Below are 2285 nucleotides of genomic sequence, written 5' to 3'. Positions count from 1 at the left end.
GGCCTGTCGGCCCTTGGTCGCCAAGAGGCATTTCGAGGAAGCGGATTCAGGCGACAACCCTGCACTGGCTAAGTCCGTCGGACCCGGCGCTAACGCGCCTTAAGCCAGTGAGGGTTCGTGAATACAACAACGTTATGTGAAATAAGCGTAATGTAAGGTAAACCAGGAGGAGAGTATTTGAAAAACAATAGTAAAATAACAATTGGAAGTATTACTATTATTATCGTTATTATTATTTCATATTTATATTACATTAGAGCGGTTGAAATTGATAAACAATATAACTCAGTCATTTATTCGTTTGAGAACGAATTTGAGAAGGAAACCATAATTAGTATCAAAGGTAAATTGTATAGAAAGCCATTTAGTAAAGATTCAATAGTTGGTAAGTTGACAGTTGATAATGATCTGTCCTATGACTTTATACTTAAAGGCGATGGACACAAATATTTCTTTTTAATGACGGAGTACACGGATGAAGCATTGCTAAGGAGTATTGGTACAATAACTGTCTCCAAAAATCTTGATAAAGTCTGGTTGATGTTGAAAGAAGTTAATAGCAGGTATGATATTGACGGATACGTGTTTGGGCCTGCGGATGATAAAGAAGAAGCCAATGAATTAATAAAAGAAATGATGGATTTTCGAAAGTAATTCGAGGATGACGCTGACATCACATAACAATGCATTCACGCAGCGGGCCGGCAAGCCGTCCCTTGGTCGCGAGAGGGATTTCGAAGAAGTGGAATCAGGCGACAACCCTGCACCGACTAAGCGCATCGCGCCCGGCCTACGGCTTTAAGTCGGTGAGGGTTCGTGAATGCGGGAACGTTATGTGCAATTGCCTAGAAACCTAATTATGAAAGGAATTCAATGTTGATGAACACTGAAGAAATTAGCATTGAAGCATTTCCAAATTCTCTAATTAACGATCTAAATGAATTAAACAAGATAGTTACTTTAGAAACCCGATTACAGAAGACCAGACCATTTGAAGTCTGTATTAATTCTGAATTAATCAAGATACCATATCGAATATATGTGACTGAGATAGATGAAGAAATTGAGAAAGATTTATCAGAAATGCAAAGATTGATTCTAAATAGCTATTATACAAGACATCATAATGGATACATAAGAGAAGAAAGACTAAGGAAGATAATTACATCTGATGAGCCATGGATAGTCCCATATGTACTTCATTTGGTGGGAGAATATGTTTGCGAAATAATTTCAATTATCGATAAGAATTTAGAACACATTGACTTAGAGAGATACAAACACTTTATTAATAATAATCCAGAATATTACTTTACCATCAGGCAAAGAGTGGTCAGTTATTGGGATTGTTACTATAAGAATGTTTACAGCAAGAATGAATATCCAGGATATAAGATTATTAAGTGCTTTGACAAATATTAATATTTAAAGTAATAATATGGAATGTAAACTCGAAGAAGAGGCAACAGCACATAACATCGTATCTACGCTACGGGGCTTACGCCCCTTGGTCTGCAAGAAGGATTTCGAGGAAGCGAATTTCAGCAGACAACCCTGCATCGACTAACCGCATCGCGGCCGCCCTTCGGGCTTAAGTCGGTGAGGGTTCGTAGATACACAAACGTTATGTGCAATTGCCTAAACCATAAAAAAATATAAAGAGGGACAATTCAATGAAGAATATATACCTTATAAGACATTGTAAAGCTGCTGGTCAGGAATCAACAGCAGCTTTAACTAATGAAGGAAAACAGCAAGCGTTAGATTTGGCTGAATTTTTATCGGATATAGATATTGAATTGGTAGTAACCAGCCCATATCTTCGAGCAATTGATACTATTAAACCTTATTGCAAGAAAATGAATTTAAAAATCGAAACAGATGAAAGATTAAAGGAAAGAATATTAAGTACACAGGACTATATTGATTGGATGGATAAATTAAAGGAGACATACACCGATCTTGATTTGAAGTTTGAGGGTGGAGAATCTTCAATTGAAGCAATGAATAGAGGAATTGAAGTAATAGAGGAAATAAAAAAACGGACAGAATCTAATATAGTATTGGTAACACATGGGGTGCTCATGTCGTTAGTAATAAAGTTTTTTGAAGATTCTTTTGGGTTTAATGATTGGAAGAAAATATCAAACCCTGATATATACCATATATTAATTGAAACAAATGAAACAATAGTAAGGAGAATTTGGAAGTAGCTCAGGAAGAGGCAACAGCACATAACACCGTTTTCCCGCTGCGGGGCTTACGCCCCTTGGTCTGCCCGAGGA

Annotated in this window: 3 protein-coding genes; all 3 read left to right on the top strand. The window is 37.0% G+C overall.

The genetic code is table 11. The annotated features are described in order from the left end of the window. Positions 1-177: 177 nt before the first annotated feature. The 3 genes from AC1DWB_RS33780 (at position 178) to AC1DWB_RS33770 (ending at position 2213) form a co-directional block, all read left to right on the top strand. Complete coding sequence (locus tag AC1DWB_RS33780; protein ID WP_477545455.1) at positions 178-654, top strand: hypothetical protein; 477 nt, start codon at positions 178-180, stop codon at positions 652-654. A gap of 225 nt (positions 655-879) precedes the next feature. Further along, positions 880-1422, top strand: a complete 543-nt coding sequence (locus AC1DWB_RS33775) for a hypothetical protein (protein WP_477545454.1) — start codon at positions 880-882, stop codon at positions 1420-1422. Between the two features lie 251 nt (positions 1423-1673). Then, positions 1674-2213 carry a histidine phosphatase family protein gene (locus tag AC1DWB_RS33770; protein ID WP_477545453.1) on the top strand — a complete coding sequence of 180 codons (540 nt, stop codon included), beginning with the start codon at positions 1674-1676 and terminating at the stop codon, positions 2211-2213. Positions 2214-2285: the final 72 nt, after the last annotated feature.

This window comes from Paenibacillus sp. P4_E11 (assembly GCF_056401635.1).
The sequence above is the reverse complement of the archived record's forward strand: the minus strand, read 5'-3'. Positions and strand labels throughout refer to the sequence as shown.